Annotated in this window: 25 protein-coding genes and 2 pseudogenes; 16 read left to right on the top strand and 11 right to left on the bottom strand. The window is 49.8% G+C overall.

What is annotated here, in order from left to right:
* Positions 1–47: 47 nt before the first annotated feature.
* Positions 48–599, bottom strand: coding sequence for an endonuclease SmrB (gene smrB, locus ATB02_RS23285; RefSeq protein ID WP_000730533.1), 552 nt, complete (start codon positions 597–599; stop codon positions 48–50).
* 164 nt (positions 600–763) lie between these two features.
* On the opposite strand from smrB, the gene prmB reads away from it, so the two are divergent.
* Genes prmB through ATB02_RS23255 form a run of 6 tightly spaced genes read left to right on the top strand, consistent with a single transcriptional unit; the run spans position 764 to position 5,312 of the window.
* Positions 764–1,696 carry a 50S ribosomal protein L3 N(5)-glutamine methyltransferase gene (gene prmB, locus ATB02_RS23280; protein WP_001298774.1) on the top strand — a complete coding sequence of 311 codons (933 nt, stop codon included), beginning with the start codon at positions 764–766 and terminating at the stop codon, positions 1,694–1,696.
* 34 nt (positions 1,697–1,730) lie between these two features.
* Positions 1,731–2,816 (top strand): chorismate synthase, encoded by a 1,086-nt coding sequence (gene aroC, locus ATB02_RS23275; protein WP_015953282.1) that lies wholly within the window; start codon positions 1,731–1,733, stop codon positions 2,814–2,816.
* Positions 2,817–2,818: 2 nt separating this feature from the next.
* Positions 2,819–3,643: a penicillin-insensitive murein endopeptidase gene (mepA, locus tag ATB02_RS23270; RefSeq protein WP_001043809.1), complete on the top strand. Its 825-nt coding sequence runs from the start codon at positions 2,819–2,821 to the stop codon at positions 3,641–3,643.
* Positions 3,643–4,452 carry a sulfite exporter TauE/SafE family protein gene (locus tag ATB02_RS23265; RefSeq protein ID WP_000447348.1) on the top strand — a complete coding sequence of 270 codons (810 nt, stop codon included), beginning with the start codon at positions 3,643–3,645 and terminating at the stop codon, positions 4,450–4,452. The genes mepA and ATB02_RS23265 overlap by 1 nt, the downstream gene beginning before the upstream one ends.
* Complete coding sequence (gene epmC / locus ATB02_RS23260) at positions 4,452–5,000, top strand: elongation factor P hydroxylase (RefSeq protein WP_105272311.1); 549 nt, start codon at positions 4,452–4,454, stop codon at positions 4,998–5,000. The genes ATB02_RS23265 and epmC overlap by 1 nt, the downstream gene beginning before the upstream one ends.
* 33 nt (positions 5,001–5,033) lie before the next feature.
* The gene (locus ATB02_RS23255; protein WP_000559764.1) at positions 5,034–5,312 is read left to right on the top strand and encodes a YfcL family protein; all 279 of its coding nucleotides are present in this window, start codon (positions 5,034–5,036) and stop codon (positions 5,310–5,312) included.
* A gap of 215 nt (positions 5,313–5,527) precedes the next feature.
* Here ATB02_RS23255 and mnmC read toward each other — a convergent pair whose 3' ends face one another.
* Positions 5,528–7,534 carry a bifunctional tRNA (5-methylaminomethyl-2-thiouridine)(34)-methyltransferase MnmD/FAD-dependent 5-carboxymethylaminomethyl-2-thiouridine(34) oxidoreductase MnmC gene (gene mnmC, locus ATB02_RS23250; RefSeq protein WP_105272310.1) on the bottom strand — a complete coding sequence of 669 codons (2,007 nt, stop codon included), beginning with the start codon at positions 7,532–7,534 and terminating at the stop codon, positions 5,528–5,530.
* A gap of 158 nt (positions 7,535–7,692) precedes the next feature.
* Here mnmC and fabB point away from each other — a divergent pair, with 158 nt between their 5' ends.
* Positions 7,693–8,913 (top strand): beta-ketoacyl-ACP synthase I, encoded by a 1,221-nt coding sequence (gene fabB / locus ATB02_RS23245; RefSeq protein WP_000817187.1) that lies wholly within the window; start codon positions 7,693–7,695, stop codon positions 8,911–8,913.
* Between the two features lie 266 nt (positions 8,914–9,179).
* Entirely contained in the window at positions 9,180–10,358 is a 1,179-nt protein-coding gene (locus ATB02_RS23240; RefSeq protein WP_032184713.1) for an arabinose transporter, read from the top strand.
* Here the strand turns inward: ATB02_RS23240 and flk are convergent.
* From flk to ATB02_RS23210, 5 genes are all read right to left on the bottom strand, one after another.
* The gene (flk, locus tag ATB02_RS23235; protein ID WP_000615830.1) at positions 10,355–11,350 is read right to left on the bottom strand and encodes a flagella biosynthesis regulator Flk; all 996 of its coding nucleotides are present in this window, start codon (positions 11,348–11,350) and stop codon (positions 10,355–10,357) included. The genes ATB02_RS23240 and flk overlap by 4 nt on opposite strands.
* A 267-nt stretch (positions 11,351–11,617) precedes the next feature.
* Positions 11,618–12,511, bottom strand: a complete 894-nt coding sequence (locus ATB02_RS23225; RefSeq protein WP_000789404.1) for a type VI secretion system-associated protein TagO — start codon at positions 12,509–12,511, stop codon at positions 11,618–11,620.
* Positions 12,512–12,515: 4 nt separating this feature from the next.
* Positions 12,516–12,848, bottom strand: coding sequence for a zinc ribbon domain-containing protein (locus ATB02_RS23220; RefSeq protein WP_001173927.1), 333 nt, complete (start codon positions 12,846–12,848; stop codon positions 12,516–12,518).
* Between the two features lie 261 nt (positions 12,849–13,109).
* A complete protein-coding gene (locus ATB02_RS23215) occupies positions 13,110–13,250 on the bottom strand; it encodes a Hok/Gef family protein (RefSeq protein WP_000078920.1) in 141 nt (46 codons plus the stop codon).
* Positions 13,251–13,440: 190 nt separating this feature from the next.
* Complete coding sequence (locus ATB02_RS23210; RefSeq protein ID WP_001372884.1) at positions 13,441–13,701, bottom strand: ogr/Delta-like zinc finger family protein; 261 nt, start codon at positions 13,699–13,701, stop codon at positions 13,441–13,443.
* A 191-nt stretch (positions 13,702–13,892) separates the two neighbouring features.
* Between ATB02_RS23210 and ATB02_RS23205 the strand changes: the two genes are divergently transcribed.
* Complete coding sequence (locus ATB02_RS23205; protein WP_000532200.1) at positions 13,893–14,915, top strand: hypothetical protein; 1,023 nt, start codon at positions 13,893–13,895, stop codon at positions 14,913–14,915.
* A gap of 120 nt (positions 14,916–15,035) precedes the next feature.
* Here ATB02_RS23205 and ATB02_RS23200 read toward each other — a convergent pair whose 3' ends face one another.
* The gene (locus ATB02_RS23200; RefSeq protein ID WP_249820501.1) at positions 15,036–15,836 is read right to left on the bottom strand and encodes a contractile injection system protein, VgrG/Pvc8 family; all 801 of its coding nucleotides are present in this window, start codon (positions 15,834–15,836) and stop codon (positions 15,036–15,038) included.
* Here ATB02_RS23200 and ATB02_RS27015 point away from each other — a divergent pair.
* The 7 genes and pseudogenes from ATB02_RS27015 to ATB02_RS23170 all read left to right on the top strand — a co-directional run.
* Positions 15,797–15,889: pseudogene (locus ATB02_RS27015) on the top strand (hypothetical protein); the annotation flags it as partial. The gene ATB02_RS23200 and the pseudogene ATB02_RS27015 sit on opposite strands and share 40 nt — an antisense overlap.
* A gap of 413 nt (positions 15,890–16,302) precedes the next feature.
* The gene (locus ATB02_RS23195; RefSeq protein ID WP_000005451.1) at positions 16,303–17,487 is read left to right on the top strand and encodes a phage tail sheath subtilisin-like domain-containing protein; all 1,185 of its coding nucleotides are present in this window, start codon (positions 16,303–16,305) and stop codon (positions 17,485–17,487) included.
* On the top strand, positions 17,487–17,999 hold the full coding sequence (locus tag ATB02_RS23190; RefSeq protein WP_000290447.1) for a phage major tail tube protein: 513 nt from the start codon (positions 17,487–17,489) through the stop codon (positions 17,997–17,999). The genes ATB02_RS23195 and ATB02_RS23190 overlap by 1 nt, the downstream gene beginning before the upstream one ends.
* A gap of 54 nt (positions 18,000–18,053) precedes the next feature.
* The gene (locus ATB02_RS23185; RefSeq protein ID WP_000665308.1) at positions 18,054–18,419 is read left to right on the top strand and encodes a tail protein; all 366 of its coding nucleotides are present in this window, start codon (positions 18,054–18,056) and stop codon (positions 18,417–18,419) included.
* Positions 18,420–18,427: 8 nt separating this feature from the next.
* Positions 18,428–18,583 carry a GpE family phage tail protein gene (locus ATB02_RS26275; protein ID WP_000333495.1) on the top strand — a complete coding sequence of 52 codons (156 nt, stop codon included), beginning with the start codon at positions 18,428–18,430 and terminating at the stop codon, positions 18,581–18,583.
* Positions 18,570–21,377: a phage tail tape measure protein gene (locus tag ATB02_RS23175; RefSeq protein WP_000853443.1), complete on the top strand. Its 2,808-nt coding sequence runs from the start codon at positions 18,570–18,572 to the stop codon at positions 21,375–21,377. Before ATB02_RS26275 ends, ATB02_RS23175 begins: the two co-directional genes overlap by 14 nt.
* A 12-nt stretch (positions 21,378–21,389) precedes the next feature.
* A complete protein-coding gene (locus ATB02_RS23170; protein ID WP_000979954.1) occupies positions 21,390–21,878 on the top strand; it encodes a phage tail protein in 489 nt (162 codons plus the stop codon).
* A gap of 96 nt (positions 21,879–21,974) precedes the next feature.
* Here the strand turns inward: ATB02_RS23170 and ATB02_RS23165 are convergent, their stop codons facing one another.
* The 3 genes and pseudogenes from ATB02_RS23165 to ATB02_RS23155 all read right to left on the bottom strand — a co-directional run.
* Entirely contained in the window at positions 21,975–23,153 is a 1,179-nt protein-coding gene (locus tag ATB02_RS23165) for a glycosyltransferase family 9 protein (RefSeq protein ID WP_105272309.1), read from the bottom strand.
* Between the two features lie 94 nt (positions 23,154–23,247).
* Positions 23,248–23,847 carry a tail fiber assembly protein gene (locus ATB02_RS23160; protein WP_000885631.1) on the bottom strand — a complete coding sequence of 200 codons (600 nt, stop codon included), beginning with the start codon at positions 23,845–23,847 and terminating at the stop codon, positions 23,248–23,250.
* A pseudogene (locus tag ATB02_RS23155) lies at positions 23,847–24,338 on the bottom strand (phage tail protein); the annotation flags it as partial. The pseudogene ATB02_RS23155 and the gene ATB02_RS23160, both read right to left, overlap by 1 nt.

Here is a 24,338-nt window from a genome sequence, read left to right as displayed (position 1 = left end):
TCACCGACCAGTCAGCTGGTCGGTGAAAGTGCATGTTGATAATGATGTCAGGGCAACTCAGGCGGCAACCACTCTTCCACTTCAATCAACACTAATAAAGCTGCATCACCGCCGTACTCTTTCGGTGCCTGGTGAAACGCCATCACATGGGGATGTTGCGCCAGCCACAGCGGCGTTTGCTGCTTCAAAATATGCTTACCATGACCATGCATCACGCAGGCGCAAAACACATGTTCACGACGGCAGGCGGCAATCAGAGCCCCAAGTTCCTGCTTAGCTTGCAACTGCGTCAAACCGTGTAAATCCAAAAACAATTCCGGCGAATAATCGCCGCGGCGCAGTTTCTTCGCTTCAAAGTGGCTGACATCCGGACGGACATATTTCACCGGACCTTCGGTATTCAATAACGGTTGAAACTCATCGGAGAAATAATGGCTGGCATCGGCCTGTTCCTGAATTAACCGCTTGACCGGTACTTCGCTAATTTTTTTACGTAGCGGCCGATGGACGATGGTGTCCTGCTTTATCTGGCGGGTCCCCGCCATCAACTGGCGGAACAGCGCCTGGTCCTCCTCGCTAAGTGATGATTTCTTTTTCATTTACATCTCTCATTTCTAATTTTCCTACAGTTTACCCGACTCGTCGTCTAATCGATCGTTTTAAACGTATTTTTCCTCACTCACCGCGCGTGAATGCTGATTTATCGTCATCTTCATGGCAAACTAGCCGCCGAAATTAATGCGACCATGCCCTGGAGGAATACGTGGATAAAATTTTCGTTGATGAAGCAGTAAATGAGCTGCAAACCATTCAGGACATGTTGCGCTGGTCGGTGAGCCGCTTCAGCGCGGCAAATATCTGGTACGGCCACGGCACCGATAACCCGTGGGATGAAGCCGTACAACTGGTGCTGCCATCGCTCTACCTGCCGCTGGATATTCCGGAAGATATGCGCACCGCGCGTCTGACTTCCAGCGAAAAACATCGTATTGTTGAGCGCGTGATCCGCCGCGTCAACGAACGCATTCCGGTGGCCTACCTGACCAACAAAGCCTGGTTCTGCGGTCATGAATTTTACGTTGATGAACGTGTGCTGGTGCCGCGCTCGCCGATTGGTGAACTGATCAACAATAAATTTGCCGGACTCATCAGCAAGCAACCGCAGCACATTTTAGATATGTGCACCGGAAGCGGCTGTATTGCGATTGCCTGCGCTTATGCCTTCCCGGAAGCAGAAGTCGACGCGGTAGACATCTCTCCTGACGCGCTGGCGGTTGCTGAACAGAACATCGAAGAACATGGTCTGATCCACAACGTCATTCCGATTCGTTCCGATTTGTTCCGGGACTTGCCGAAAGTGCAATACGACCTGATCGTCACTAACCCGCCGTACGTTGATGCGGAAGATATGTCCGACCTGCCAAATGAATACCGTCACGAGCCGGAACTGGGTCTGGCATCTGGTACTGACGGCCTGAAACTGACGCGTCGTATTCTCGGTAATGCGGCAGATTACCTTGCTGATGATGGCGTGCTGATTTGTGAAGTCGGCAACAGCATGGTACATCTTATGGAACAATATCCGGATGTTCCGTTCACCTGGCTGGAGTTTGATAACGGCGGTGATGGTGTGTTTATGCTCACCAAAGAGCAGCTTATTGCTGCACGAGAACATTTCGCGATTTATAAAGATTAAGTAAACACGCAAACACAACAATAACGGAGCCGTGATGGCTGGAAACACAATTGGACAACTCTTTCGCGTAACCACCTTCGGCGAATCGCACGGGCTGGCGCTCGGCTGCATCGTCGATGGTGTTCCGCCGGGTATTTCGCTGACGGAAGCGGACCTGCAACACGATCTCGACCGTCGTCGCCCTGGGACATCGCGCTATACCACCCAGCGTCGTGAACCGGATCAGGTCAAAATTCTCTCCGGTGTTTTTGAAGGCGTTACTACCGGCACCAGCATTGGTTTGTTGATCGAAAACACTGACCAGCGTTCTCAGGATTACAGCGCAATTAAAGACGTTTTCCGTCCAGGCCATGCCGATTACACCTACGAACAAAAATACGGCCTGCGCGATTATCGCGGCGGCGGACGTTCCTCCGCTCGCGAAACTGCCATGCGCGTTGCAGCAGGGGCGATTGCCAAAAAATATCTCGCTGAGAAATTTGGTATAGAAATTCGCGGCTGCCTGACCCAAATGGGCGACATTCCGCTGGAAATCAAAGACTGGTCTCAGGTCGAGCAAAATCCATTCTTCTGCCCGGATCCGGACAAAATCGAAGCCTTAGATGAACTGATGCGCGCGCTGAAAAAAGAGGGCGACTCTATTGGCGCGAAAGTCACCGTTGTTGCCAGTGGCGTACCCGCCGGACTTGGCGAGCCGGTCTTTGATCGCCTTGATGCTGATATCGCCCATGCGCTAATGAGCATTAACGCGGTGAAAGGTGTGGAAATTGGTGATGGTTTTGACGTGGTAGCGCTGCGTGGCAGCCAGAACCGTGACGAAATCACCAAAGACGGTTTCCAGAGCAACCATGCGGGCGGTATTCTCGGCGGCATCAGCAGCGGGCAGCAAATTATCGCCCATATGGCGCTGAAACCAACCTCCAGCATTACTGTGCCTGGGCGCACCATTAACCGCTTTGGCGAAGAAGTTGAGATGATCACCAAAGGCCGTCACGATCCTTGTGTTGGGATCCGCGCGGTACCGATCGCGGAAGCGATGCTGGCGATCGTTTTAATGGATCACCTGTTACGGCAACGGGCGCAAAATGCTGATGTGAAGACTGATATTCCACGCTGGTAAAAATGAACAAAACTGCGATTGCGCTGCTGGCCCTGCTTGCCAGCAGCGCCAGCCTGGCAGCGACGCCGTGGCAAAAAATAACCCAACCTGTGCCGGGTAGCGCACAATCGATAGGCAGTTTTTCCAATGGTTGTATCGTCGGCGCTGACACGCTGCCGATACAGTCCGAACATTATCAGGTCATGCGTACCGATCAGCGTCGCTATTTCGGGCATCCGGATCTGGTGATGTTTATCCAGCGTCTGAGTAGCCAGGTGAGCAATCTGGGTATGGGCACGGTGCTGATTGGCGATATGGGAATGCCTGCTGGTGGGCGTTTCAATGGCGGTCACGCCAGTCATCAGACCGGACTGGATGTGGACATCTTCCTGCAACTGCCGAAAAAACGCTGGACCTCCGCGCAACTCTTGCGCCCGCAAGCATTAGATTTGGTTTCCCGCGACGGTAAACACGTTGTCCCCGCGCTGTGGAAGCCCGAAATTTTCAGCTTGATTAAACTCGCCGCGCAGGACAAAGACGTCACGCGTATTTTTGTTAATCCGGCGATTAAACAACAACTTTGCCTTGATGCGGGCACCGATCGCGACTGGTTGCGCAAAGTGCGACCCTGGTTCCAGCATCGCGCCCATATGCATGTACGATTACGTTGTCCTGCCGATAGTCTGGAGTGTGAAGATCAACCTTTACCGCCACCGGGCGATGGTTGCGGGGCAGAACTGCAAAGCTGGTTTGAACCTCCAAAACCGGGAACAACAAAGCCTGAGAAGAAGACACCGCCTCCGTTGCCGCCTTCCTGCCAGGCGCTACTGGATGAGCACGTGATCTAATGGAAACGTTTAATAGCCTGTTCATGGTTTCCCCGCTATTACTGGGACTCCTCTTTTTTGTCGCCATACTGGCGGGATTTATCGACTCTATTGCCGGGGGCGGTGGGCTACTCACCATTCCGGCATTAATGGCGGCGGGGATGTCTCCGGCTAACGCGCTGGCAACCAATAAACTGCAAGCCTGCGGTGGCTCTATTTCTGCCACTATCTACTTTATTCGCCGCAAAGTGGTTAGCTTAAGCGATCAGAAACTTAATATCGCCATGACCTTTATCGGTTCAATGAGCGGCGCTTTGCTGGTGCAGTACGTTCAGGCTGATGTCTTGCGGCAGATTTTGCCCATTCTGGTGATTTGTATTGGTCTTTATTTCTTACTGATGCCCAAACTGGGAGAAGAAGATCGCCAGCGTCGGATGTATGGACTGCCATTTGCGCTGGTAGCAGGGGGCTGCGTTGGTTTTTACGATGGATTCTTTGGCCCGGCTGCCGGATCGTTTTACGCGTTAGCCTTCGTTACGCTGTGCGGCTTTAACCTCGCCAAAGCCACTGCCCACGCCAAATTACTCAACGCAACGTCAAACATCGGCGGTTTACTGCTGTTTATTCTCGGCGGCAAAGTGATTTGGGCGACAGGATTTGTGATGCTGGTGGGGCAGTTCCTCGGCGCGCGCATGGGGTCAAGACTGGTGTTGAGTAAAGGACAAAAGCTGATTCGCCCGATGATTGTTATCGTCTCGGCGGTGATGAGTGCCAAATTACTTTATGATAGCCACGGACAGGAGATCCTCCACTGGTTGGGGATGAACTAATGAATAGTACACACCACTATGAGCAGTTGATTGAAATTTTTAATAGCTGCTTTGCCGATGAATTTAATACCCGTCTGATTAAAGGCGACGACGAACCGATCTATCTTCCTGCTGATGCGGAAGTACCGTATAACCGAATCGTCTTTGCTCACGGCTTTTATGCCAGCGCAATTCATGAGATTTCGCACTGGTGTATTGCCGGGAAAGCGCGCCGTGGACTGGTTGATTTCGGCTACTGGTATTGTCCCGACGGACGCGATGCCAAAACGCAAGGCCAGTTTGAAGATGTTGAAGTGAAGCCGCAGGCGCTGGACTGGTTGTTCTGTGTGGCGGCGGGATATCCGTTTAATGTCAGTTGCGACAATCTGGAAGGGGATTTCGAACCGGACCGCGTGGTATTTCAACGGCGGGTACATGCACAGGTGATGGATTATCTGGCAAACGGTATTCCCGAGCGTCCGGCACGCTTCATTAAAGCACTACAAAATTATTATCACACGCCGGAACTTACGGCGGAACAGTTCCCGTGGCCGGAAGCGCTCAACTGAAGCCTGCGCCACGTTTTACAATGAGGAAAGAAGATGATCGCGGAGTTTGAATCACGCATTCTGGCATTAATCGACGGTATGGTTGACCATGCCAGTGATGATGAGTTGTTTGCCAGTGGGTATTTGCGTGGCCACCTGACATTAGCCATCGCAGAACTGGAAAGTGGTGATGACCACTCCGCCCAGGCGGTACATACGACCGTTAGCCAGAGTCTGGAAAAAGCCATTGGTGCCGGTGAGTTGTCGCCGCGAGACCAGGCGCTGGTGACCGATATGTGGGAAAACCTGTTTCAACAGGCTTCACAGCAGTAAGTTGTTGGCGTCTGGAGCGTCATGCCTGATGCGACGCTTATCGCGTCTTATCAGGCCTACAGGTTTCACGTAGGTCGGATAAGGCGTTCACGCCGCATCCGACATTGAGTGCATAATGCCTGATGCGACGCTTACCGCGTCTTATCAGGCCTACAGGTTTCACGTAGGTCGGATAAGGCGTTCACGCCGCATCCGACAAACGCTGCCAAAGCAGATTACCCTGCCTTAACCGCTTTCCCTTTCAACAACTTCCGCACCCATAACCGATTTGGATTTAACGCCGCCAGCGTATTGCTATCCATCGGAATCGGTTCGTCGCTCATCTGCGCTGCCAGAATCTCGGCACACAGCGGGGCAGAACACAAACCACGCGAACCTAAAGCCGCAAGCATAAAAAGATCGTCATAAATCGGCGCGCTGACCGCGTTGTCTTTCTGTTCCGCCAGAGAGGCATATTCTGCGAGCGTTGCATCATAATCAGGGACATTGCCTACCATTGGCAGATGATCACGAGTGGCACAACGCACACCGCAGCGAGCGTCTTTATCACTGACATCAACCTCTTTTGCCCACTGCGCCTGTGGGAAACAATCAATCAACCGCTGGCGATTCTGCTGCTGATCTTCATCACTGTACGCCGTATCTTCGCTGCCGCGATGATAACTGGCACCAATACAATGATGTTGATTCGTCGGATTTTGTGGCGTGAGGTAACCGTCATAGCACAGCACCTGCTTCAGCTCCGCCAGTTCCGGCGTTGTCGGAATATGGCTGACTTGACCGGCCACCGAATATACTGGCAGAGATGACGTTTGGCTGAAACGGCTGATTTGATGCCCGTTCGCCAGTACCACTACACTGTGTGTTGCTTGCTGATCTCCTGCAAAATTCAACAACCAACAGTCATCCTGACGGGATAAATCCTTTAACTGATGTTGATAACAAATCTGCAAACCTTGCTGTTGTGCCAGCTCCAGCACATTACGGGTCAGCTCTGCCGGACACAGCCAACCACCTTGCGGATAAGTAATACCGCTGCAATTTGTCGCAACGCCCGTAATTTGTTCAACCGCCTTAGCATCAACGGCCACAGCCAGTTCTGCGGGTAAATCCATCGACAGCATTTGTGCGATTTTGTGCTGACTTTTCTCATCCCAGCCTAACTGCGTGACGCCGCACCAGTCATGATCAAATTTAACAGGCAATAAATCGTAAAGCCGACGAGCAAATGTAAACGCATTGGAGAAAAACCGGTTTAGTGCTTCATCATGTTTACTTAAGAGCGGATACAGCGCCCCCTGGCGATTGCCGGAAGCACCGAGCGCGGGGGCCTCATCCGCACAATAAAGTGTAACCTGCCATCCACGACGTAATAGCGCCAGCGACAATAATGCGCTGGCGATACCACCGCCAATAATCGCCGCTTCCCGTTTGCCACTACCCGTACGGTTAAACCACGGCGTGGAGCGGGGGAGGGGTAATGTCTGTTCCATCACCCCACAAAGCATTTCCCGTTTACGCCCAAACCCTTTGCGCTTTTGCATGGTGAATCCGGCTTCCTGCAAACCCCGGCGGACAAAACCGGCAGACGTAAATGTCGCCAGAGTGCCACCCGGACGCGCCAGCCTTGCCATGGCGTTAAACAGATTTTGCGTCCACATATCCGGGTTTTTCGCTGGCGCAAAGCCGTCCAGAAACCAGGCGTCTACTTTTTGATTTAGCGAATCGTCCAGTTGGCTGGTCAGTTCGTTAATATCGCCAAACCATAAATCCAGCGTCACGCGGCCTTCATCGAGCAATAAACGATGGCAACCGGGCAAGGGCATTGGCCACTGCGCCTGAAGTTGTTCCGCCCACGGAGCCAGTTCCGGCCAGTGTTGATACGCTAAGGCTAAATCCGCACGAGTGAGGGGAAATTTCTCAAAACTGATGAAATGTAAGCGTTGTAATTGCGCTTGCGGATGTGCTTCGCGAAACTGAACAAATGCCTGCCATAGCGTCAGGAAGTTTAATCCGGTGCCGAAGCCGCTCTCTGCTACCACAAACAGAGGATGCGGATGTTCAGGAAAGCGTGCCTCTAATTGGTTACCCCCAAGAAAAACATAGCGTGTCTCTTCAAGTCCGTTATCGTTGGAAAAATAGACATCGTCAAAATCTCGGGAAACAGGTGTACCCTCAGCATTAAATTCGAGGTTGGCAGGTTGTATGGCGTAGTGTTTCACGTAAGTTACTCGTCTTACAGGCGGTGGCTCGATCTTAGCGATGTGTGTCAGGCTGCGCAAATTTCTCTATTAATTGGCTGATCGGACTTGTTCGGCGTACAAGTGTACGCTATTGTGCATTCGAAACTTACTCTATGTGCGACTTACAGAGGTATTGAATGAAACGTGCAGTGATTACTGGCCTGGGCATTGTTTCCAGCATCGGTAATAACCAGCAGGAAGTCCTGGCATCTCTGCGTGAAGGACGTTCAGGGATCACTTTCTCTCAGGAGCTGAAGGATTCCGGCATGCGTAGCCACGTCTGGGGCAACGTAAAACTGGATACCACTGGCCTCATTGACCGCAAAGTTGTGCGCTTTATGAGCGACGCATCCATTTATGCATTCCTTTCTATGGAGCAGGCAATTGCAGATGCTGGCCTCTCCCCGGAAGCTTATCAGAATAACCCGCGCGTTGGCCTGATTGCAGGTTCTGGCGGCGGTTCCCCGCGTTTCCAGGTGTTCGGCGCTGACGCTATGCGTAGCCCGCGCGGCCTGAAAGCGGTTGGCCCGTATGTGGTCACCAAAGCGATGGCATCTGGCGTTTCTGCCTGCCTCGCCACGCCGTTTAAAATTCACGGCGTTAACTACTCCATCAGCTCCGCGTGTGCGACTTCCGCACACTGTATCGGTAACGCAGTAGAGCAGATCCAACTGGGCAAACAGGACATCGTGTTTGCTGGCGGCGGCGAAGAGCTGTGCTGGGAAATGGCTTGCGAATTCGACGCGATGGGCGCGCTGTCTACTAAATACAACGACACCCCGGAAAAAGCCTCCCGTACTTACGACGCTCACCGCGACGGTTTCGTTATCGCTGGCGGCGGCGGTATGGTGGTGGTTGAAGAGCTGGAACACGCGCTGGCGCGTGGGGCTCACATCTATGCTGAAATCGTTGGTTACGGCGCAACGTCTGATGGCGCAGACATGGTTGCTCCGTCTGGCGAAGGCGCAGTTCGCTGCATGCAGATGGCGATGCACGGTGTTGATACGCCAATCGACTACCTGAACTCTCACGGTACTTCAACTCCGGTTGGCGACGTGAAAGAGCTGGCGGCTATCCGTGAAGTGTTTGGCGATAAGAGCCCGGCAATTTCTGCAACCAAAGCAATGACCGGTCACTCTCTGGGCGCTGCGGGTGTGCAGGAAGCTATCTACTCTCTGCTGATGCTGGAACACGGCTTTATCGCACCGAGCATCAACATTGAAGAGCTGGACGAGCAGGCTGCGGGTCTGAACATTGTGACCGAAACGACCGATCGCGAACTGACTACCGTTATGTCTAACAGCTTCGGCTTCGGTGGCACCAACGCCACGCTGGTAATGCGTAAGCTGAAAGATTAATTCGGAGTAGGTCGGATAAGACGCGTCAGCGTCGCATCCGACGATACGCGCCAGTGCCGCCTCCGGCACTAAAGAAAAAGGGAACCCGATGGTTCCCTTTTTCACATCATTGACAATCGCCGCCTGTTCCAGGCAAACTTCCCGCTTTGTCGATTTCCTTCTGAAAAGACGTACGCGTTAAATCCTGCCAACGCGTACCGTAACCCTGAAACCAGAGAGATGAGACGGGGAAATTCCTCGCCTTGCGCTGCATTCTGGAGTAATGCATGACTGCTGTAAGCCAAACCGAAACACGATCTTCTGCCAATTTTTCGCTTTTCCGCATCGCTTTTGCGGTTTTTCTCACCTACATGACCGTAGGGTTACCATTGCCGGTTATCCCGCTGTTTGTTCATCATGAGCTGGGCTATGGCAACACCATGGTCGGGATTGCCGTCGGCATTCAGTTTTTGGCTACGGTGCTGACGCGTGGCTATGCCGGGCGACTGGCCGATCAATATGGTGCAAAACGTTCGGCGCTTCAGGGGATGTTAGCTTGTGGTCTGGCGGGGGGCGCACTGCTGTTGGCGGCGATTTTGCCCGTCTCCGCACCGTTCAAATTTGCTCTGTTGGTCGTCGGACGTTTGATTCTTGGCTTTGGTGAAAGCCAGTTACTGACGGGCGCTCTGACCTGGGGATTGGGCATCGTTGGGCCAAAACATTCCGGCAAAGTGATGTCATGGAACGGAATGGCGATTTACGGTGCCCTCGCTGTTGGTGCGCCGCTTGGCCTGTTGATTCATAGCCATTACGGTTTTGCTGCCCTGGCGCTCACCACAATGGCATTACCCATACTGGCGTGGGCCTGTAACGGCACAGTGCGCAAAGTACCGGCCCTGGCGGGAGAACGTCCATCGCTGTGGAGCGTTGTTGGGCTTATCTGGAAACCAGGGTTAGGTCTGGCGCTACAAGGTGTTGGTTTTGCGGTTATCGGAACTTTCGTTTCGCTCTACTTTGCCAGCAAAGGATGGGCGATGGCGGGCTTTACTCTTACCGCGTTTGGCGGGGCATTTGTCGTGATGCGCGTAATGTTTGGCTGGATGCCGGACCGTTTTGGCGGCGTGAAAGTGGCGATTGTTTCTCTGCTTGTAGAAACGGTGGGCTTGTTGCTGCTCTGGCAAGCCCCAGGGGCGTGGGTCGCATTAGCGGGCGCGGCGTTAACTGGAGCCGGATGTTCGCTTATCTTTCCTGCGCTGGGCGTGGAGGTGGTTAAACGCGTCCCCTCACAAGTTCGCGGCACCGCACTGGGCGGTTACGCCGCGTTTCAGGATATCGCCCTCGGCGTCTCCGGGCCGCTGGCGGGAATGCTGGCGACCACGTTTGGTTACTCATCGGTATTTCTTGCCGGGGCGATCTCTGCGGTGCTGGGAATTATTGTCACGATACTGTCGTTTCGTCGGGGTTAACGAACCAGCCAGACCAGCATCAGGATAATCGCGACTAATAGTATCCACAGCGCGGGACGCGTTGCCATGTTTTGCAACGTGTCCATCATCGGTGGAAAAGGATTAAGCAGCGGTTGCATATCACGCGGATCAATCCCTTTAACCCGCCGTTGATAAAGCTGATTAAGGATATCCTCAGCCTGGGCTGAAGAAAGCGATGATTGCGCAGAAAGGCCATATTTTTGCTGGATATATGCCGATAACGCCGCCAGTTCACTGGCATCTAAAGGTTGTTTCAGCGCCATCTGTAGTGATTCCAGCGTCGGCGTATTTTGCTGGCTTAGCGTCTGACGCGCCTGCAGCCAGGTCACCAGATGGTTAAACAGTTTCGCTGGAATTAACTCACCATCTTTCACCCCGGAAAGTTCCAGCATCGATTGCCAGATCTGCTTGCTGGGTTCTCCCGTTGCCGCCGCAAGTTTGGTAACCAGCTGTTTGAGCGTATTGTGCTCCGCCGGTAATAACGGACGGTCGGTCGCCTCGCGCTGCTGCGGTTGCGGGATAACCATCTTCCCTTCCTGCAACAGGGTGAGAATGGTTTTTAATTGCTCCGGTGAGAGCTGATTCAGTGGCGTCTGACCAAAGTTATGACGAATATAATCCGTGACCGCCTGACGATTATTCCCCAGACGTAAATACTCACCCAATTGGGCTAAAAGCTGGCGGGCAGAATGGCTTTTTTGCGCGGTCAGCAAACGTTGCGCCAGATTATGCTCAGCGGCGGGAAAGTGACGCGAAAGCAGCGGCGAATCTCCCGACAGGCCAATATCATGCCTGATACCCGCCCACAGTTCTGCTCTTTGTTGTTGCGTCAGTGAGGTCACTTTCGTCATTAAGCTTTCCAGCGAAGTACGTTGCTGACTGGATAAAGGCTGATTGCCCGCGCCAGACGGCAGGTTATCTCCCTGACCTGGTGGTTGCCCAGGAGGAGGGCCGGAAATAGGTTGTATCATTACGTATCCTTATACCTGAAATCATCGCAAGTATGCCTGGCCGCGAGATTATGGCACACTTGTCCGGTTAACTCTCGTCTCATACAGGTAACACAAACGTGAAAATCCTTGTTGATGAAAAAAATGATGATTTAATTTATTGATATAAAAGGATTTATATCAGCACGTGTCCACGTAGTGACCACATTTTCGAGTTACAGATAACACAAAGCCCGTTTTCACGGGCTTTGTGTTATCTGTGATTGTGGCTAAGCCACATGATTTATGCTATTTCCAGTTACAAGCAGCTTGAAGTGGTTTTAGCGCGTTTGACAGGCCGTTTAAATTGAAAGTTGCACTTACAGGGCTCTCATTATAAGGAGTTATTTTTGTATACATTTTGTTTGAGTTGGCTAGTTTTCGGATGAAATCAATGTCATTACCTTTATAAAAAACAGCCTTTGTATCTGTAGATACTAGCCAGTTTCGCTCAACTGCTTTCTGTTTATCAAGACGATAAAGCATGCTGGTTTGTTCAAGGCCTAAATATACATCCCAACTAAGAAATACTTCGGTTTTCTTTTCTCGGCAAGCTATAAACAGAGTAGGAGTAACCGCTTCTCCAAATGGAGTTCTGATATAATCATCACTTTCTAACGATAAAATTACATTTTTCGAATCATCAATTGGCGATGTAGTAATGGATGTGTGCCATTTTCCTACATCTGTGGCTTTCTCTAATTTTGATTCAGCTTGAACAGCTTTATCCTGTGGGAATAGTTTATCGTAGCAGTTTAGTCTGGCTTCTTTATCATTTTCTGCTCGGCATTTAGATATCTCAGAAAGATTTGGTTGCTGAGCCTCTGTTGTTACTGGCTTTTCCGTTTTAGATTTTGAGTTTACAGATGGAGTAAATGTTGGAGAAAAAAAACGATCATAACAAGATAAACGTCTGTCATCATCTTTCTCATCAGGGCATTGATCTCTGCTTTCGAATTTTTCAGCAACTTTCGTTCGAGTCGGTTGTATTGACTTATCGTAACAAGAAAGTCTGTCTTTATTATTTTCTATTGCTCGGCACTGGAGTACTGCATTGAAGTTATTATGTTCAGTTGCTGCGTGAACAGGCAGTACACTAATTGATATAAATGATGCACCTATAGAAAAAATTATATTTTTCATTTTGTTATCCTTTTGGTTTAGTAAGAAACACTAAAATTCCGATAATGATATCGCCAATAACCCATAAACTTCCAATGGTAATTAAACCTAAGCCTGTACCAATAACTGCACCGGCTTTTTCGGCATCGGATGTAGCATTATTTATTATTTCACTAGTGCCTCCCAGTCCAACTAAAAGCGTATAGATCATAAAAATATTAAATAATATAAAAATCCACTTAATGAGCTTTCCAAAAAATGAACGCTTAAGTTTTTTTATTTGTTTACCGCAAGCAGGGCAATACAATGCTGAATCGCTCACCTCTTTCTGGCATTCAGGACATTTGATTAATGCCATGTAATCCGCCTCCTTTGGATCAATACGAGTTGATATTTGTTACAAAACATTTTGATTTTATCAGATTTTTTTTTATTGATAAGTGTCAATTGATTAGCTGGTATAGAGTGAGACATAAAGAAGGTCAGATCTGTATCAGTAGTGATGCAAAAATCCCACAGTTTCATGGAATTTTTGCATTTAGAGCCGTGAGATAGGGTGCCTTATCGACCTTACCCTGGCAACCGATTGACGGGGGATTACTCCCCCGTCGCGGTTTCCTTACTGCTTACACTGTAAGAACGCCGCAAACTCCGCTCCCCAGAAACTCATCCGTATTTCGCACAGCGAACCGTGCAACATCCAGATGATGAGGATTACCGTCACGCAGAACGTGATGGCTGTAAGCGATTTTTGCGACATAGCACTTGCTCCTTTTCCGGAGAGGCGCTAACCTTTCACTTGCTTAGGGTAGACGGTTAGGGCCTCGGTTAAACAAAAGTGTTTTCCGGGGCCTTTCCACATCTGGCCTTCGGGTATTCCCTCCGACCATCAGCCGAAAGGCACCCGCGCGTAATCTATCGCTTTTTTGTTACTCCGGCAATTCTGCTTGTTAATTCTTAGGTAAAGGCAAACTCATCTGATTGTTTCCCCTGTGTGAAGCTGGTAGCTCATGCCACGGGATACCTTCTGAAGAGTGAACGCCGGAGGCGTGTTTCGATGTGAATTTATGGAAAGCTTCCAGTGTTGAGAAGCATACGCCGCATTCCAGATTGTTACACTGGTAATACTTTTGCCGCACGGTGTTTGAATCATTTTCCGGACGACTTGTGCGGATACGGGCAGATGCGCCACAAAGCGGACAACGGAACATAGCGACCTCCCTTAACGTGGTGTTGCCGCTATTCTAGATTGTACGATCCCTAATTCCAACTAACAGCTCGCTCTGTGCGAAGAGTGAAAATTGAACTTTCAATAGTTGTTGAACTTCCATACATCCAATGTGAAAATTCATACGTTCATAATAGTTAAAATTTAAAATATTGTATATCAGGTGAATAAAGCATGGGAAGAGATATAACGCTGTACCCTAAAAAAGCAACTAGAAACGAACTTAAAAATTACCTTGAAAATTTAGGTTTTAAAAGGTGTAAACATTTGTGGGAATGGCCCCAAGGAACGTTGAATTACTCTTGGTTTGATGATACGGACTTCAAATCTACAGATGGAGTTTCGGCTGATATATATCCTGTTTCAAATGACGAACTACACATATCTGGTAATAAATGGGCATTGCATGTGCGTAATTTATATAGCGCTAGTTGGCATGATGTAAAAATGCTTAATGATGTTCTAAAAGGCGCACGGAGTCTTTTTGGTGGAACACTTATAGGTGATTATGGGAAAAATAGGTACGCTCCTCTATGGAAGGATTCTAGTAGTCCGATCAGTCGTGGCATTTCTTCAATATTTAATCATGTCCATCATGAGATTTCCGCTGTTAAACATGCCTTACCTGAACCTTCTATTAAATTAAACCTACCGGAAGATGGCGGCTTATCCGAATACTTTGATTACATGCAATGTATGGATCCCAGTAGAGTTATATATAATGGATTAGTACCTTTTGCGGTTGCTATGTTTGAATATTTTTTCTCTAGAGCTTTTCAAATACTTATAAAGTACGATCCTTTCGCAATAGCAAAAAGAACATCGTATAAGCAAAAAGTTGATTTTGATATTCTGCTTGAGATAGAGAAAGGAAATATTTCAATAGAAAGTGTTATTGCAAGAAATTACACTTTTCAAAACTTAACCCACCTAAACAAAGCATATAAAGAGTGGCTGGATATAGATGTGAGAGCGATTCTTTATAAGAAAAAAAGAATTGGAAAATCAGTTGATTTTCTTGAGAATCGAATTTCTGAAATCATACAATATAGACATGGGATAGTTCATCACTTTGAGTTGGATAGGACCTTAAATCGGGATGGATATATTCATATATTAGATGCGATAGAAAAAAGCATAATTGAATTTATCCATTACATAGAAGGCAAATACAAATTTAAATTAAATGCGTATTAAGCAATCAACCTTACATAGGGATGACAAAGTCCGCTTCTGACACGGAGCGGACCGTCGTTTATGTTTAATTCTATACTGTAAACTTGCCAGTTTAAGTCTGAGCTAATATGTCTAAGTTGCTCACTCTGTTTCTGCTATCCATTCCGGGATTTTTGCCTCAAGCTCAAGCTGTGTGGTAAAGCCGCTGTTATCAATGGTGTGCTCGGCTTTTGCAATAATCCAGTCCTGATTATCAATCTCGCTTTTAAAGCCTGTTACCGTGCCATGCATTTCGGGGTAGAGTTCTGCGCGTCCGCGTGCCAGCATGATGGAGAATGATGCGGCTCCGCGTTGTAGCTGCTGCCACTTTGCCGCCGCTGCGCGTCTTGCTGCCTGCTCGTTCTGATAAGTCTTGCGTAACACAAACACATTGCCTTCCGCGCCTTCCATATAATCACCTTCACGGCTGCTGCTTTTCTCCTTTTTGGGTTTTGGCGGTTTGCGGCGTTTCACGCTGACTTTTTTCTTTTTCCCGTAATTAAGATCAAGCCAGTAGGCGCGTACACCTGTATACGCCTCGCGGTCAGCAATGCGGAACTGATGGCGATCGCCACTGCTGCGTGTAATGGCGAACGAGGGCAACGGCTGGCCCTGTGCGTTCACGCCACCACCTGGCATGATGAATAACAGATTGCCGCTTTTTACCGTGGTGATTGCGCCCAGCATTTCCGCCATGCGCGTAAGGAAGGACATGTCGCTTTCTTCGGTCTGGTCGGCGTGGTCGATTTCGATATCCATCAGCATTTCGCTGATTTGCGGTTTCAGACCATACCGATGAGCGATGGCGGATACCACACGCTCAACGGTCACATCATGCCAGGACACTTCACGTTTAACGTTAAATTCATCCCGAAAATCTGCGCTTCTGGCTGAAACAGTCAGCCTGTCCGGCGGTCCTTCGTGTGCGATTTCATCAACAATGTAAGACCCTTTTTCTGTCAGCGGTTCGCCTTTCCAGCCAATGAGAACCGTCAGGCGCGCGCCCCGTGGCGGTAGCTGCAACTGACCATCCGCATCATCCAGCGTGATGGCGAGCTGGTCTGCCTCAAATCCCCGGTTGTCGGTCAGTGACAGGCTCATCAGGCGCTCTGCCACGCCTGACAGCGTTTTACCCTCCGCGAGAATATCAAAATCCGGCATTTTTACGGGGTCTGTGCCCTGACTGAGCAATTGCATGGTGGTATCGGTCATCTGTTCCCTCCCTGTGCGGCATGGTCGCATGTGCGTGCGGAGGGGGTTACTGCTTTTTGTTGTCGCCGGGCGGCAAGAACGGCGCAGGGATGAGATTACGCGCGTGGTGGGTGATGATTGTTGCCGAATCATTTAACGGATACAAGGGGCTGAAGCTATGAGTGAAACTCGTTTTCATGGTGCCCGTGTTACGGAAAGTACCGACCTGGTAACAGCGATTAACGATGTTGATTCCAGCGTTATCGGTATCGTGGCAACGGCGGATGATGCGGACGCGAAGCTGTTCCCGCTGAACAAGCCCACACTGCTGACCCGCGTCAATGACGTGCTGGGAAAATGCGGAACAACGGGGACACTTTATCGTGCGCTTAAGGCCATCGCAGACCAGGTGAGCACAAAGGTGATCGTCGTTCGCGTGGCTGAACACAAAGAAGAAGACGGAAAAACGCAGGATCAACTGGTTATCGGTGGTTCTGAGAATGACGGCAGCTATACGGGGATGTATGCGCTGCTTGTTGCAGAGCAGGATGAAAGCATCGGATACCGTCCGCGTATTCTGGCCGCGCCGGAGCTGGACACGGAGGCGGTGACAAAATCCCTGTGCGTGATTGCGGGTAAACTGCGCGCGTTTGTCTATGCCTCATGTCATGGCTGTGACACGATGGCTGATGCGATTACCTACCGCCAGAAATTCAACGAACGTGAGGTGATGCTCTTATGGCCGGACTTCATCGCCTACAACCCGAAAAGTGGCAAAAACGAAACGTTCCCCGCGCCTGCCTATGCGTGCGGCCTTCGTGCGTACATTGACCATGAGCAGGGATGGCACAAATCACTCTCCAACGTTCCGGTTAAGAATGTGCTGGGGATGTCGAGGCATGTGTTCTGGTCGTTGCAGGCCGAAGACAGTGATGCCAACAGCCTCAACAACAAAGAAATCACGACCATTATTCGTCGCAACGGGTTCCGCTTCTGGGGCAACCGCACACCGGAAACGAACGCCTACATCTTTGAGGTGTACACCCGAACCGCACAGGTGCTGGCTGATTCAATTGCGGAAGCGCAGTTTGAAACCATCGACAGTCCACTGACGCCTGCGAACGTGAAGGATGTTATCAGTGCCATCAGGGCAAAACTGGATTCGCTGGTTACTGCCGGGAAACTGATTGGCGCGGAGTGCTGGTATGACGTGGTGGATAACAGCACCACGGATTTACGTCAGGGGCGTGTGCGTATTCGCTACAAATATACGCCCGTTCCGCCACTGGAAGACATGGAGCTTTACCAGACGTTTACTGATGAATACTTTGAACCCGCATTTGCGGTGCTGGGAGGTGCCTGATGGCTGTGCCAAAACATCTTCGCTTTTTTACGCTGTTTGTGGATGGTGAAAACGAAGTGGGTAAGGTGACGTCCGTCACTCTGCCTAAGCTGACGCGCAAAACCGACAGCTACCGGGGTGGTGGCATGATGGGTGCGGTAAGTATTGATCTCGGTCTGGACGACTCCGCGCTTGATGCGAGCTTTGTCATGGGGGGCGCAGTTCGTGAGCTGTTCCTTAAGTATGGCGGCACGATTGACGGCACGCTGCTGCGTTTTGCGGGTGAATATTACACCGATGCAGAAAGCGACCTGTATGAAGTCGAAATGCGCGGACGTGTGACGGAAATTGATATGGGGGAAGCCAAACAGGGCGAAGCCACATCACACTCTTACGCCATTAAAAACACCTACTACAAGCTGAGTGTTAACGATCGCCCGTTGTGGGAGATTGACCTGCTGAACTTCATTTACCGGAAGGACGGCAAGGACATTGTGCCCGATCGCATCCGTTCCGCGCTCGGGCTTGGCTGATAAGTAATATGCAGGCGGCGCAGTGCGTCGCCTCTGACTGAAAGGAATTTCCTGATGAAAGAGACGAAAAACATCGATACCGAAAACACGGTAGTTGCTGACACTGTGAAAGAAACCAGTGAACGTGGTGTAAAACTTACCCAACCAATTGAGCGAGGCGGCGAAAAAATCACGTATGTGGAGATTACCGGGGCTATTGAGCAGGCTGGATCTCTGCGAGATTTGTCGCTGTCTGATGTGCTGAATCTGAAAGCGGAATCCATGTTTACTCTGCTGTCACGCGTGACATCACCGCGACTGGATGAAGTGACGATCAAAAAAATGGCATCCCGTGACTTTATTCAGTTATGTGTGGTTGCCGTAAATTTTTTGAGCGGTGCGGACTCTGGCGGGAAGAACGAACAGGCGACGGAAGCCTGATCACGGTTGTGTGCTTTGAGCACATAGAAGACTTTGTGGCAGATATTGCCGTTATTTTTAACTGGTCGCCCGCCGAAATCTTCATGATGACGCCCGGCGAAGTGGTTAGCTGGCGTGAGCGGGCGGCACTTCGCAGCGGGAATGCAGACAATGAAGACTCTTGATATCCGGGTCGCTTTCAGCGCCGTTGACAGGCTGACCCGACCTGCCGAAAACGCACGCCGCCTGATGGGGCAGTTTGGTGACTCCATCCAGCGAACGCAGGGGGCGATCAAAAATCTCGAGCGTCAGGCGCGATCATTTGAGCGCGCCCGCGACGCTGTCAGTAAAGCGGATGCGGGTATCGTGAAAGCACGACGCCAGCTTAACGCCCTTAATCAGTTACAACGCACGGGTACAGTGCTCAGCGAAAAACAACAAAAGCTGATGCAGCAGTTAAGCACCCGGCTTGAACGCCTGAATGAATCGCGCACACGGGAAATTCAGAAAATGCGGGAGCTTGGCGGAGAGCTGAAACGCCACGGCATTTCCCTGACAGGCAGCGATAACACCATCCAGCAGGCCATCAGACGCACCGAACAGTACAACAACCAGCTTGAACGCGAACGGCAGGCGCTTGCGCGTGTAACGCGGGCGCGTGAGCGGTATTCGCGCGCGCAGGAAACCGCGGGAAAACTGAAAACAGGTGGTGCGCTGGCAACTGGTGCTGCAGCGGCGGGCGGCTATGCTGCCGGGCGTTTTTTGCAGCCTGCGATCGGGTTCGGCAAAGAGATGTCCCGCGTTCAGGCACTGACGCGAATCGACAAAAACAGCCCGCAGTTTAAGGCGCTGCGTGAGCAGGCGTTAAAACTTGGTTCTGAAACACAGTTTACTGCGAGTGATGCCGCCAGTGGGCAGAGCTTTCTGGCAATGGCTGGTTTTACTCCGCAGGCCATTCAGGCCGCATTGCCCGGTGTTCTTAATATGGCGCTGGCAGGTGGCGTCGAACTCGGCGAGACGGCTGATATAGGCTCCAATATCCTCACACAGTTCAACCTGACAGCCGATCAAATGGACCGGGTTGGCGATACGCTGACAGCGGCATTCACCCGGACCAATACTGATTTACGCGCGCTGGGCGAAACCATGAAGTATACCGGTCCGGTTGCCGCAAAACTTGGTATCAGTCTTGAAGAAGCGGCAGCCATGGCCGGGATGCTTGCCAATAATGGTCTTCGTGGAAGCGATGCTGGTACGGCCATGCGCGCAAGTCTGTCCCGCCTTGCATCACCGCCAAAAGCTGCGGCTGATGCGCTGAAAGAGCTGGGGGTGTCAGTTGCTGACGCCAGAGGCAAAATGCGCCCGATGGAGGATGTGCTGCTTGATCTCTATAAGGCGACACAAAAATACGGACAGGTGGACCAGGTTTCCTTCTTCAAGGACATCGCCGGAGAAGAGGCGTTCGTTGGTTTGCAGACGCTTGTTGCGGCGGCTGGTTCAGGAGAGCTGCAAAAACTGACCAGAGAATTGCAGGGGGCAAGGGGAGAGGCCGATCGCGTTGCAAAAGTAATGGCCGATAATCTTGATGGGGACCTGAAAAATCTCGACAGCGCATGGGAAGGTCTTCGTATTCGCATCAGTGATCTGGTTGACGGTCCGCTGCGTTCTGTCACGCAGTGGCTCACGCGGGTGCTTGAAAAAATCACCTCGCTGGCGCAGGCCCATCCGGTACTGACGCGCCAGCTACTGATAGCAGGCGGTGCGTTGCTGGCAATGACTGCAACGGTTGGCTCGTTGTCGCTGGCTATTGGTGTGCTTGCTGGCCCGCTGGCAAAACTGCGTCTTGGTTTTTCTCTCCTAACCGGATCAATGAATGCTGTCAGGGTCCTGCCAGCACTATGGGGAATGGTGACGGGTTCCGTTTCTTTGCTGGGAGGTGCTATCGGGGCGCTGTTCAGTCCGGTCGGATTGATTGCTGCTGCGTTTGTGGCTGCGGCGGTTCTCATCTGGAAATACTGGGAACCCATTAAGGCGTTTTATGCCGGGGTGTTCAACGGGATTATGGAACGGCTGGCTCCGTTGCGCGAAACCTTTGAACGGTTTGGCCCTGTTTTTGACGCAATCGGAAGCGGGATCAGTCAGGTGTTTAACTGGTTTAAATCGCTGCTGTCACCGATGGAGTCCAGCAAGGAAACGCTGGATAAATGTACCAGTGCTGGCGAGATATTCGGTAACGTTCTTGGCGGTGCGTTACAGCTTGTTCTGACACCTGCAAAAATGCTACTGGATACGCTGGCGTGGATACTTGAAAAACTTGGCGTCCTTCCGGATGAAGCGGAAAGGGCGCGCAAGAAAATCGAAGACGCACAGCGTGCGGCCATTCTTCAGGACAAGGTTGCCTTGCTTCAGGGGGACCTTGCGAAAATCAATCCGCCGAAGCCTGTGGAAAATGGCAATGGCACCGGGGGGGATAAACCCAAAGACAACAAACCATTCACAGACAGCAATACCGGGACGCTACGCAGACTCAGCAAAATTGCTGATAACACAGGTAAGCTGGTTGATGAGACGAAAAAACGCATTGGCCCCGGCGATATTGTCTTTAAGAACCTGCCCCGCGCACTTGCTGTTCGTGGGGAGTGGCAGGAGCGAAAGATTGCACAGGTCAGTAAGCCTGCCCCCGCAATTAATATCACACCTGTGGTCCCGGCTCCGCTGCCTCCGTCGCTGGTCCCTGTTGTTGCGGCCAGCTCCCGCCCGGTGGCGGAGGCCATACGATCGCCAGTGGCATCAGTTCCTGTAACTTCCCGTAACCGGGAGCCTGTTGCCTCCGGATTTGGTGGTGAAATTCATGTTCATCTGCATAACGTTGTTACGCAGAATCCCCGCGAACTGGCGAAACTGGTCGGTGAAATGGTCAGGGCAGAAATGGAACGGCGCGCCCGTGCCGGGCGTGGCAGTTTTTACGATAAAGATTGAGGAGTCATGGCCATGATGATGATCTACGGCATGTTTGTTTTTGAGCTGCGCACGCTGCCGCATCAGCAGTTACAGCAAAACAAAAGCTGGCGGCATGTGAAAAATGAACGCGTTAACCGTTCAGCAAGCTGGCAGTATATCGGTGCAGGTGATGATCGCATCGTTCTTTCTGGTGTGCTTTATCCTGAAATTACAGGTGGCGAAGTGTCGCTGTCGCTGCTGACCACGCAGGCGTATACAGGACGACCCTGGCCTTTGATTGATGGCGTCGGGCAGATTTACGGCATGTATGTCCTGACCGGAACGAATACGACCCGTTCCGAGTTTGATCGCTACGGTAAGGCGAAAAAGATAGAATTTTCACTGACACTTGAACGCTGCGATGAGGATTTGCGGGAGCGCCTGCAATCCTCATCATTCAGCGATATGCTGTCCGGCTTCAAAGATAAGGTCACATCATCCCTTAACAGCGCGGCCAGTTCAGTTAAAGGACTGTTCTGATTTTACATTGCCGCTAATACCCTCATATTGGGTAATGGGCGGCTTGTTGTTATATAATATATCGTAGGTCCTGATAAAACTGTTGAGGTTTCTACTTTATAAAGAATTGCTACTTTCTAATTCTGGATTTCTGGATCTATTTTTACAACCTAAATCCGAGTGGTAATTCGGTATATCGTTTGTCAAATCTTGTTTGATAGCATTAATTAAGATCATTATGTCGAATTTATGCATATCGTCGCCCCCTTCAGACCTTAGATGTTCGGATGTGGTGAGTTGAGTCGCTAATTTGCTGTTTGGCCCCCACACAATATTATTTTCGAATTTTCCTTCATGCATTCTGTTATTATATATACAGTATTGTCTAATGTTTAATGCACTGGCTAAATGTACAATGGCAGTATCTACAGTTATAACAAAATCAGCATGGCGAACCAATGCAAATGAACATCCGGCATCAGAAAATGGAGATAGAGACACATTATCCAATCCATTGTGATTAATCTGTTTTCCCATATTAAAAACTATTGTGTGATATCCCTTAAGGTTATTAAGGTAAGCTAGTACTTTGTTTATCTGTTCATCAGATAAGGTTCTGCTATTCTGAGAGCCATAAGGGTTAAATATAACTAATTTTTTGTTTTTCTTCCTGAATTCATTTGCAACAATATTCGCTGGTTCATATATTTTGTTGTCAAAATTAAGCGCTGCAGCATAATTATTATTTTTTATCTTTAGTAAAGATAAAACTTTTTTCATTCTTTCAGATGTGTGAATGGAACGATTATCGGTTATATTTGTATCAAAAATAGTTACGGCAGGATGATTAAAACAGATAGAGTGTTTAGGTCTAAGTAAATGTAGTGTTTGCAATCTGGTTATCGCTGTGTTATCAAAATTTGAGAAGTCAACAACAAGATCTACATTCAGTTTTTTTATCTTTGCTTTTAGTTCGTTAAATTTATTTTTCTCGTAAGATATAAAGGCATCCACGCCAACAATATCAGTAAAGAGGAATGATACTCTTGAAGGTGCTATCACATATACCACCATACCGGATTTTTGAAGTTGTTTAATAAACCCTGAGGTAACGATGCCGTCACCAATGGCTTGCATGTGCATGAAAATGCACACTGTTTTATAACTATCCGGCTGTAATGATGTTTTCCTTCTGTATCGCATTTTTAGAAATGCCAGTCTGGCCTTCGTCTTTATCTTTTTTGTTTTAATATTTCGCTGTCTGTTAAGCTGTTTTAATGATGAAATAACATTCATAATGGTACCCTGAAATTCCAAATCACACATGTCATCCGAAATGAGCAGGGTACTATACAAAAAACTGGACTACAATGGTTTGAAATGAAAGCCTTTATGCTTGTTTACTCCTTGATTCCACTGGGGAAGCTGGCCACTCAATATCCGGTGCTCTTGATGTATCAACACGGTTCAGCAGCACTCGATACTTCTTCCATGCCACCAGTAACGATGTTTCTTCCTCTGTTGCAATATTCAAATCTACGGCATCTTGAAGTGGCGAAATATGCTCACTGGCTACCTGCATGAGGCTGTTTTTTGTTTCTTCCGCCTCCCGTATCCGGAACACTTTTTCTGCTTCTGCATCTTTCACCCACGTTGTGCCGTTCCACTTCTGAAACTCCCCTTCCGGGGATAACCAAGTGACATTTTCCGGTAATGAGCCGAGTTCAGAAATAAATAACGCGTCCCCTGATGCCACGTCATAAACTGTTTTACCCCGATGGTCTTCAACAAGATGCCACGATGCCTCATCACTGTTGAAAATAGCCACGAAGCCAGCTGGAATATCTGGCGGAGCAATATCAGTACTATTTGCAGGTAGACCTGTATGAGGTGGAATGTATGCATCACCTTCACCAATAAATTCATTGGTTCCGACCAGCAGATTATAAATTTTTATGGTTCGTGGTTGTTCACTCATTCTGAATGCCATTATGCAAGCCTCACAATATAGTTAAATGCGATGTTTTTTACGGTGTTTTCCGCGTTGCCATAAGCGGCAATGGTAATGGTGTGTGTGTGCGAACCAATAGCGAGCGTATGTGTATGCGCACCTATTGCTACTGTGTGAGTATGAGCTCCTGCGCTTAATACGCGATTACTTGCTGTCTTGCTTGTGTTAGTTGCATGCATTCCACCACCGGTACCGGGAGTTTCTGCGTATGCTGAAGTATTGTTGTAAGCAAAGTTGTGTGTATGTGCTCCGGTGTTATTTGTGGATTTAGTTCCGTAATCAAACGACGATGTGGTTTTCGTCCCCAAATCCGTACTGGATGCGCTGGCGCTGTGGGTGTGCGATTTAATGCCGTCCTGTTCCTGAGACAATACGGCCCGACCACTGGCAGGTTTGCCCTTAATCGTCCAGCCACGCATATCAGGGATCACGCCTGACGGATAAGCGGCTGCAAGTTTCGGGTATGCAGA

Source organism: Escherichia sp. MOD1-EC5189 (assembly GCF_002966045.1).
GTDB lineage: Bacteria > Pseudomonadota > Gammaproteobacteria > Enterobacterales > Enterobacteriaceae > Escherichia > Escherichia coli_F.
This window is presented reverse-complemented; position numbering and strand designations above follow the sequence as displayed.

Excerpts from the sequence above, each read along its gene's own strand:
- smrB (WP_000730533.1), bottom strand. The coding sequence starts at position 599 with ATGAAAAAGAAATCATCACTTAGCGAGGAGGACCAGGCGCTGTTCCGC.
- aroC (WP_015953282.1), top strand. The coding sequence starts at position 1,731 with ATGGCTGGAAACACAATTGGACAACTCTTTCGCGTAACCACCTTCGGC.
- mepA (WP_001043809.1), top strand. The coding sequence starts at position 2,819 with ATGAACAAAACTGCGATTGCGCTGCTGGCCCTGCTTGCCAGCAGCGCC.
- ATB02_RS23265 (WP_000447348.1), top strand. The coding sequence starts at position 3,643 with ATGGAAACGTTTAATAGCCTGTTCATGGTTTCCCCGCTATTACTGGGA.
- epmC (WP_105272311.1), top strand. The coding sequence starts at position 4,452 with ATGAATAGTACACACCACTATGAGCAGTTGATTGAAATTTTTAATAGC.
- ATB02_RS23255 (WP_000559764.1), top strand. The coding sequence starts at position 5,034 with ATGATCGCGGAGTTTGAATCACGCATTCTGGCATTAATCGACGGTATG.
- fabB (WP_000817187.1), top strand. The coding sequence starts at position 7,693 with ATGAAACGTGCAGTGATTACTGGCCTGGGCATTGTTTCCAGCATCGGT.
- ATB02_RS23240 (WP_032184713.1), top strand. The coding sequence starts at position 9,180 with ATGACTGCTGTAAGCCAAACCGAAACACGATCTTCTGCCAATTTTTCG.
- flk (WP_000615830.1), bottom strand. The coding sequence starts at position 11,350 with ATGATACAACCTATTTCCGGCCCTCCTCCTGGGCAACCACCAGGTCAG.
- ATB02_RS23225 (WP_000789404.1), bottom strand. The coding sequence starts at position 12,511 with ATGAAAAATATAATTTTTTCTATAGGTGCATCATTTATATCAATTAGT.
- ATB02_RS23220 (WP_001173927.1), bottom strand. The coding sequence starts at position 12,848 with ATGGCATTAATCAAATGTCCTGAATGCCAGAAAGAGGTGAGCGATTCA.
- ATB02_RS23215 (WP_000078920.1), bottom strand. The coding sequence starts at position 13,250 with ATGTCGCAAAAATCGCTTACAGCCATCACGTTCTGCGTGACGGTAATC.
- ATB02_RS23210 (WP_001372884.1), bottom strand. The coding sequence starts at position 13,701 with ATGTTCCGTTGTCCGCTTTGTGGCGCATCTGCCCGTATCCGCACAAGT.
- ATB02_RS23205 (WP_000532200.1), top strand. The coding sequence starts at position 13,893 with ATGGGAAGAGATATAACGCTGTACCCTAAAAAAGCAACTAGAAACGAA.
- ATB02_RS23195 (WP_000005451.1), top strand. The coding sequence starts at position 16,303 with ATGAGTGAAACTCGTTTTCATGGTGCCCGTGTTACGGAAAGTACCGAC.
- ATB02_RS23190 (WP_000290447.1), top strand. The coding sequence starts at position 17,487 with ATGGCTGTGCCAAAACATCTTCGCTTTTTTACGCTGTTTGTGGATGGT.
- ATB02_RS23185 (WP_000665308.1), top strand. The coding sequence starts at position 18,054 with ATGAAAGAGACGAAAAACATCGATACCGAAAACACGGTAGTTGCTGAC.
- ATB02_RS23175 (WP_000853443.1), top strand. The coding sequence starts at position 18,570 with ATGAAGACTCTTGATATCCGGGTCGCTTTCAGCGCCGTTGACAGGCTG.
- ATB02_RS23170 (WP_000979954.1), top strand. The coding sequence starts at position 21,390 with ATGATGATGATCTACGGCATGTTTGTTTTTGAGCTGCGCACGCTGCCG.
- ATB02_RS23165 (WP_105272309.1), bottom strand. The coding sequence starts at position 23,153 with ATGAATGTTATTTCATCATTAAAACAGCTTAACAGACAGCGAAATATT.
- ATB02_RS23160 (WP_000885631.1), bottom strand. The coding sequence starts at position 23,847 with ATGGCATTCAGAATGAGTGAACAACCACGAACCATAAAAATTTATAAT.